We start from the raw sequence: 7,470 nt of genomic DNA, 5'->3' as shown, positions 1-7,470 counted from the left end.
CACGCCGGTGCCCGCCATATCCATACTCATGGTCATGTACATAGGCATAACCATCAACGTCAGGCGATCGGTGGGCGCGTACATAATGTCCAGCATGGTCATTTCCATGCTCATAGCCGTTGGCATCATGGCGTAGCCGGCATCGGCCAACTCATCCGCACCAATGGCGTCACTACCATGGTAAAGGCCGTTATAGCTGCTGTGGCTGTAACGGTAGCCCGTCATAACCTCGCCTTTGTTGTGAGCGTGATCCACCATAACGCCTGCGGGAGCATGAGACTCTGGCCTAAAGGTCTGCTCGTGGGCGCTGGCATTAACCGCCGCTAATGCTGCTGCTACACCACTTAACACCCATCCACGCACCGGACTTTTCCTCATTACCTCACTCCTAAATACCATAGTTAACGTCAGTAATAATCCAAGGCCGGTATTGTACCTTGTCTCGGGGGAATGTCAGTGTGTCAAATTGTCACGTTAACGACTCGCACACACAGCATAGGGTGTGGATTTTTGTCATGATTTAGAGGTCAAATAACGCTCTGGCACAACTTTACAGAGCATTTATCGATATACTAGGGCCTGCTAAAAGGCTCTGGGCCTACCCGATAACAAACCATGTACTGGGAGAAGACATTATGATTCACGCAAGTAAGCTGACCATTCGCTGGGTAAAGCTGGTCGCTGTATGTGTACTTGGCGGCGTGTTTTTGGCCGGCTGCGCGTCTGGCGGCCCGACCATTCAAAGTGATTACAGCCGCGATGTAGACTTTAACGCTTACCAAACATTTGGCTTTGTCGACCCTCTCGGCACCGATAAATCAGGCTACTCCACACTGGTAACCAGCCATTTTAAATCAGCGGCGCGGAGCGAGATGGAGCAGTTGGGCTACACCTACTCGGAGCAATCGCCAGACCTGCTGGTCAACTTCTTCTCCAACACCGAAAACCGCACGGATATCCGCAGCACTCCATCGATGACCGCCTCTTATGGCTATTACGGTTACCGCAGTGGCCTGTATATGGGGCTGCCCTTGTACGGATCTGAAACCGAAACCCGCCACTATAAAGTGGGCACGCTTAATATCGACGTGGTAGACGCCGAAAAAGAGCAGCTTATTTGGGAAGGTATCGCCGAGGGCAAGCTCAGCAAAGAGGCCATGGCAAACCCACGCGATGCGATACGCTCTGCGGTACAGCAAATTTTTACCACTTACCCAACCTACCCCACTTCTGACAATCAATAACGGCTGGTCGCGGGCGGGCTTAGCTGCCCGCGACGCCCCACTCAGGACTCGATATGATTCACCTGCGCCATACCGGCTCTTTAATCGCTTTAGTCGGTGCTTTATTGCTCAGCGCTTGCCAAAGCGCGCCTACGCCTCACATACAAACCCAAGCCGCGCCGGACGCCGACTTTAGCGCCTACCAAACCTTCTCTCTCACCAGCTCACCCGAGATTAACGTGTACGGCGAGTCCCAATCCGTCGCGCAGGATATGGCAAAGGCCATTGCTCAGGAGCTAACCAAAAAAGGCTATCAACAAGTGGCGAGCGACGGCGACCTGTTTATCAATTTTCGCCTTGAGCTCGACAACGATGTAGAAGCCTTCAATAATGCCATTCCCGTTACCCCCGATCGGGTTGGTTATTACCGATCCTGGTCGTCGCTTTACGGGCCACTGCCCCAAGAGCGCGAAGGCGGCACAACACGCATCACCTATACCGGTGTTATCAATATTGATGTCGTCGATCGCGAAGCCAATCATGCCGTATGGCAAGGCGGGTATTATCGCTCACTAACCGCTGATGATGAGACCGGGCAAACTCAGGCGATACAGCAAGCCGTGCAATCGCTGCTGTTCTCACTGCCTAGCCCATAGCCGGCGCACTTTAACCAAAAATACTTAAGGCACGCGACTGTTAGCCCCAGCTTGATGATCAAGCTGGGGCTACGTTGCTTATGCGCATGGGCATTGCTCAAATAACGCCCCCCATAAGCCCCTGAACACCACCTCTAAGCGCCCCCATAGAGTGCAAGTGCGCCGCCGCCAGGGGCAGGCTTGCGGCACGATCCTTTAGCAAAAAACACTCAGCCAACCGCTTGCGCCATATTAAAGCAGCCGCCTGCACAGCGGCCCCATATGGTGCGCAATAACGGTGCAAGCCAACCCAACTTCGGTGGCCATCCTCTATCTCCCCGGCCTAAAACAGCACCAAAAAACCGCGCCGTTACTTGGCTTAGCGGTATAAGCACCTCGCCCGATGGCGTTTGGCACACTTCATGCTCAATAGCCGATACATTGATACACCATGATAATGCGAGCCCCAAAAACCATGCACACAACTGGATGGACATTAACAGACTGGCGCACAGCCTACTCAACGCATAAAGAAAATCCCAAAGAGCTACTGACATCATTAGTGGCCGCGCTGGATACAAATGACCCCGCCTGGACTCACATCGTTAGCCAAGCAGAGCTAAACGATCAGCTCGCCTACCTGGAAGGTAAATCATCGGCTGAACTACCTCTATACGGCATCCCCTTTGCGGTTAAAGACAATATTGACGTGGCCGGGTTACCCACCAGCGCCGCCTGTCCTTCTTACGCTTACGAGGCTCGTCACAGTGCAGCCACTGTGGCCCGATTAACCGAAGCCGGCGCCATCGTCATCGGCAAAACTAACCTCGATCAGTTCGCTACCGGTTTGGTGGGTACCCGCTCGCCCTATGGCGCGGTGCCCAACAGCGTTAATCCAGATTATATTTCGGGCGGTTCCAGCTCCGGCTCAGCCGTAGTGGTTGCACGCGGTATCGTCCCCTTCAGTTTAGGTACCGACACCGCCGGCTCGGGCCGCGTACCGGCGGGGTTTAATAATATCGTCGGGCTAAAACCGACCAAAGGCCGCTTTAGCACCCGCGGTGTGGTGCCGGCTTGTCGCAGTATCGATTGCGTCTCCGTGTTTGCTCTGGGGATGAGCGATGCGGCCGTTATCGCGCAACAGCTCGAAGCATTTGACCCACAAGACGCTTACTCCCGCGCTCCTGTGGTAAACGTGCAAACCCACAGCTTTGGCCGCACACCGACCCTTGCCATTCCCGCCACTATTGATTGGTGTGGCGATGACACTCAGCGGGATGCGTGGTTAACCGCACTAGAGCAACTAAAGGCGAGCGGCGCCAACATTGTCACCATGGACTTTGCCCCCATGCAAGCACTGGCGCAGCTTTTGTACGGCGGTGCCTGGGTCGCCGAACGCGGCGCAGCCGTGGGCGATTTTATCGCTAAACAATCATCCGATATCAACCCGGTGGTTGGCGGTATTATTGCGCAATCGAACAACTTTAGTGCGATCGATGTGTTTAACGCTGAGTATCGCCGCGCCGAACTGGCCCAGCAAATTCAAGGGTTAATGAAAGAGGTAGATGCCTTAGTGGTGCCCACAACCGTGCGGTTTCCGACTCAAGCCGAGGTCGCCGCAGATCCGGTGGGCGTTAACAGCCAGCTCGGCCTATTTACCAACTTTGTTAACCTGGCCGACTGCGCCGCACTGTCCGTGCCGGCCAACAAACGCCGCGACGGCCTGCCATTTGGCATTACCTTTATCGCACCAGCCTGGAGCGATAACGCTCTGGCCGAACTGGGCGCCACCTGGCAACAACATCACCCCTGGAGCAAAGGCGCCCTGGCTCAACCTTTGGCCGTAGAGCCCATCCTGCCCGCCGGTATAGATGGCCAGATGGTTCGAATTGCCGTGGTCGGCGCACACCTGCGCGGCATGCCATTAAATCATCAGCTTACCAGTCGCGATGCACGCTTTATTTGTGAAACCCACACAGCCGACGAATATCGCCTCTACGCCCTTAGTAACACTCAGCCCCCTAAGCCTGGCCTGGCTCGTGATGGCTCTGGCCGCGCCATTACTGTGGAGCTATGGGACATGCCGGTGCATTTGTTTGGCAGTTTCGTCGCCGAAATTCCGGCGCCATTGGGCATTGGCAGTGTGAGCTTAGCCGACGGCAGCAACGTTAAAGGGTTTATCTGCGAGCCGGCAGGACTTGCAGGCGCCACCGACATTACCGGCTACGGCGGCTGGAGACATTACCTAAACAGCAAAAAATCAGTGGCAAATTTATGACAACAATAAGCCACTGAGTCAGTTGCAATACTGCCGGCAACACGTCGCCGGCAGGCACTAATTTACAGACAACCAAAGTTGTTTCGATAAACCGGCAGCAAAACTGCCGGTTGTGGGAGCGCCTTGTCTGTAGATCCGGAGCAAGAGCTTCGGAAGGGGCGTCTGGCTTGTTACCGGCGCCTTAGATTACGCGTTGTCTCGGAGTACTACTGGAGCTCACATAAAAGTGATGCTTTTCTAACCTCAAGCTATGGAGATCGACCATGATTTTAAAAAAACTGGCAAAAACCGTTGGGGCATGGGGCCTTGCCTGCGGGATGACCTTAACCGCAGTAACGACACAAGCCGAAGAAGACACCATTAAAGTCGGCGTATTGCATTCGCTATCGGGCACGATGGCGATTTCCGAAACCACCCTGAAAGACACCATGCTCATGCTAATTGAAGAGCAAAACAAAAAAGGTGGCCTGCTCGGTAAAAAGCTTGAGCCCGTGGTAGTAGACCCGGCTTCTAACTGGCCACTGTTTGCCGAAAAAACCCGCGAGCTGATCTCGCAAGAAGGCGTCGATGCAATCTTCGGCTGCTGGACATCTGTTTCGCGTAAATCGGTACTGCCCGTTGTGGAAGAGTTAAACGGCCTGCTGTTTTACCCCGTGCAATACGAGGGTGAAGAGTCATCACGCAACGTATTTTACACCGGCGCGGCGCCCAACCAACAGGCGATTCCCGCGGTTGATTACCTGATGAATGACCTGGAAGTTAAACGCTGGGTGCTGGCCGGTACCGATTATGTGTACCCGCGCACCACCAACAAAATTCTTGCCGCCTATCTAAAATCAAAAGGCGTTAAAGAATCCGACATCATGATCAACTACACCCCGTTTGGTCACTCCGATTGGCAGAACATTGTCTCGGACATCAAACGCTTTGGCAGCGCGGGTAAAAAGACAGCGGTTGTCTCGACCATTAACGGCGACGCCAACGTACCTTTTTACCGCGAGCTGGGCAACCAAGGTATTTCGGCCGAAGATATTCCGGTAGTCGCTTTCTCGGTGGGTGAAGAAGAGCTCTCTGGTATCGATGCTAAACCTCTGGTCGGGCATATGGCTGCCTGGAACTACTTTATGAGTGTAGATACCGACGAAAACAGCAAATTTATCGATCAGTGGTTGGCCTTTATCGAAGACGATAAGCGCGTTACCAACGACCCGATGGAAGCTCACTACATCGGCTTTAACATGTGGGTAAAAGCGGTAGAAAAAGCCGGCTCGACCGACTCTGACAAAGTGATCGATGCCATCGTTGGGGTTGAAGTACCTAACCTTACCGGCGGCACCAGCAAAATGCTTCCCAACCACCACATCACTAAGCCTGTGTTAATTGGTGAAATCCAGGAAGATGGCCAGTTCTTAACCGTTTGGGAAACCGATGGTTTAGTGCCCGGCGATGCCTGGTCTGATTACCTGGAAGGCTCTAAAGATCTGATCTCTGACTGGACCGCACCCATCAGCTGTGGCAACTACAACGAGATGACCAAAAAATGTCTGGGTGCCGCCGAGTAAGCAGCACAACAGACTAATCAAGGGTGCTCACGCACCCTTGATGCATAACAACGATAAGTGCTTAACCGGTATTAAGCACAACAACATCCTCAAACACCATGATAGTGACTAATGCCATGTTCAATTTACAGAACTCGGTTCGTGGTTGCCTACGCATTACCTTACTGCTGGCAATAACGCTGGGAGCTCTTGCAAGCCACGCACAAAACGCTAGCGAAGATCCCGCCACCTTTAATGAGCTCGTCGACCAACTCGCCGAGGGCAGCTTAAGCCGTCGGGTAAAAACCGTTGCGGATATTGCTGAGCTGAACCACGAGCGCAGTGCCGTAGTACTTAGCGCCCTGCAAGCGGGAACCCTTAAAGTGACCCGCAACGATCCCAAACAAGTGGTGATCGAGCTGGCCGACGACTCCCTGACAAATGCACAAACCGGCGCCGTTATTAGTGACAATCCCGGCCGCCTTAAGCGCATCCCCATCCACAATAAGCTGCGCAGCCAACTGCACACACTGGTGGCGCAACTTAACCTTAGCAGCCCGGATAAAGCGGCCCGGTTAAACGCGGTGAACCGCTTAATTACCGACGGCGGCGACGCCAATACCGCCGCGCTATTGCAAGCACTTGTGGCTGACGAACCAGAAACAGACGTACGCGACGCCATGCAAACGGCCATCGCCATGTATGACATCCAAAACGACGATGCAGCCGTGCGACTTAAAGCGGTTAAAGCGCTGCGCGGTTCGCTGATCCCGGAAGTTCGCGGCCCGCTGTTAACACTGGCCGAAAACGACCCGGATAAAGACGTTAAGCTTGAAGCACAAAACGCACTCGAATCCATTGAGGGTCGCTTAAAAGTATTCCGTTTTACCGAAAACGTGTTTTTTGGCCTAAGCCTCGGCTCAGTATTTTTACTCTCGGCCATCGGCCTTGCCATTACTTTCGGTGTTATGGGCGTTATTAATATGGCTCACGGCGAGCTGATGATGATTGGCGCCTACACCACCTGGGTGATTCAGCAGGCGCTGCCCAACCATATTGGTGCGAGCTTGTTTATCGCCATTCCCACGGCTTTTATTGTTGCAGGCTTAGTGGGCATTGCCATCGAACGCGGCGTTATTCGGTTTTTGTACGGCCGACCGCTGGAAACCCTATTGGCCACCTTTGGTATTAGTCTTATTTTACAGCAGGCCGCGCGCTCGATATTCTCACCCTTAAACCGTGCCGTTAGCCTGCCTGAATGGATGAGCGGTTCACTGCAAATTAATCCCGCGCTGTCGATCACCTTTAACCGGCTGTACATTCTAATCTTCGGCCTGATGGTGTTTTTTGCCCTGCTGCTAATTCTTAAAAAGACTTCACTCGGCCTTAAGGTGCGCGCTGTATCGCAAAACCGCCCCATGGCACGCGCTGTAGGCGTACGCGCCAGCTGGGTAGACGCACTGACGTTTGGCCTGGGTTCGGGTATTGCTGGCATCGCCGGTGTCGCACTGTCGCAACTCACTAACGTTGGCCCCAACCTTGGGCAGGCCTACATCATCGACTCTTTTATGGTGGTGGTCTTTGGTGGTGTTGGCAACTTATGGGGCACCTTAGTCGGCGCCATGGGCATTGGCTTACTCAATAAATTTATGGAGCCTTACGCCGGCGCGGTACTGGCCAAAGTTTTGATTCTCGTTTTGTTGATTCTGTTTATTCAGAAAAAACCCAAAGGGCTGTTCCCGCAAAAAGGGCGTGCAGCGGCCGATTAAGTTGGGCCGTCACGGTCGATTTAT

Annotated in this window: 5 protein-coding genes and 1 pseudogene; 5 read left to right on the top strand and 1 reads right to left on the bottom strand. The window is 53.6% G+C overall.

Annotation, left to right across the window (positions count from 1 at the left end):
* Positions 1-378: pseudogene (locus tag AAC019_RS13310) on the bottom strand (hypothetical protein); the annotation flags it as partial.
* A 257-nt stretch (positions 379-635) separates the two neighbouring features.
* Between AAC019_RS13310 and AAC019_RS13305 the strand changes: the two are divergent.
* The 5 genes from AAC019_RS13305 to urtB all read left to right on the top strand — a co-directional run bounded on the left by AAC019_RS13305 (position 636) and on the right by urtB (position 7,446).
* Entirely contained in the window at positions 636-1,244 is a 609-nt protein-coding gene (locus tag AAC019_RS13305) for a DUF4136 domain-containing protein (protein ID WP_339899472.1), read from the top strand.
* A gap of 53 nt (positions 1,245-1,297) precedes the next feature.
* Positions 1,298-1,879: a DUF4136 domain-containing protein gene (locus AAC019_RS13300; RefSeq protein WP_339899471.1), complete on the top strand. Its 582-nt coding sequence runs from the start codon at positions 1,298-1,300 to the stop codon at positions 1,877-1,879.
* A 454-nt stretch (positions 1,880-2,333) separates the two neighbouring features.
* The gene (gene atzF, locus AAC019_RS13295) at positions 2,334-4,136 is read left to right on the top strand and encodes an allophanate hydrolase (protein WP_339899470.1); all 1,803 of its coding nucleotides are present in this window, start codon (positions 2,334-2,336) and stop codon (positions 4,134-4,136) included.
* Between the two features lie 317 nt (positions 4,137-4,453).
* A complete protein-coding gene (gene urtA, locus AAC019_RS13290) occupies positions 4,454-5,698 on the top strand; it encodes an urea ABC transporter substrate-binding protein (protein ID WP_339899475.1) in 1,245 nt (414 codons plus the stop codon).
* Between the two features lie 116 nt (positions 5,699-5,814).
* Complete coding sequence (urtB, locus tag AAC019_RS13285; protein WP_339899469.1) at positions 5,815-7,446, top strand: urea ABC transporter permease subunit UrtB; 1,632 nt, start codon at positions 5,815-5,817, stop codon at positions 7,444-7,446.
* The last annotated feature ends 24 nt before the right edge of the window (positions 7,447-7,470 follow it).

It is taken from the genome of uncultured Gilvimarinus sp. (assembly GCF_963975215.1).
GTDB lineage: Bacteria > Pseudomonadota > Gammaproteobacteria > Pseudomonadales > Cellvibrionaceae > Gilvimarinus.
This window is presented reverse-complemented; position numbering and strand designations above follow the sequence as displayed.

Excerpts from the sequence above, each read along its gene's own strand:
- AAC019_RS13305 (WP_339899472.1), top strand. The coding sequence starts at position 636 with ATGATTCACGCAAGTAAGCTGACCATTCGCTGGGTAAAGCTGGTCGCT.
- AAC019_RS13300 (WP_339899471.1), top strand. The coding sequence starts at position 1,298 with ATGATTCACCTGCGCCATACCGGCTCTTTAATCGCTTTAGTCGGTGCT.
- atzF (WP_339899470.1), top strand. The coding sequence starts at position 2,334 with ATGCACACAACTGGATGGACATTAACAGACTGGCGCACAGCCTACTCA.
- urtA (WP_339899475.1), top strand. The coding sequence starts at position 4,454 with ATGACCTTAACCGCAGTAACGACACAAGCCGAAGAAGACACCATTAAA.
- urtB (WP_339899469.1), top strand. The coding sequence starts at position 5,815 with ATGTTCAATTTACAGAACTCGGTTCGTGGTTGCCTACGCATTACCTTA.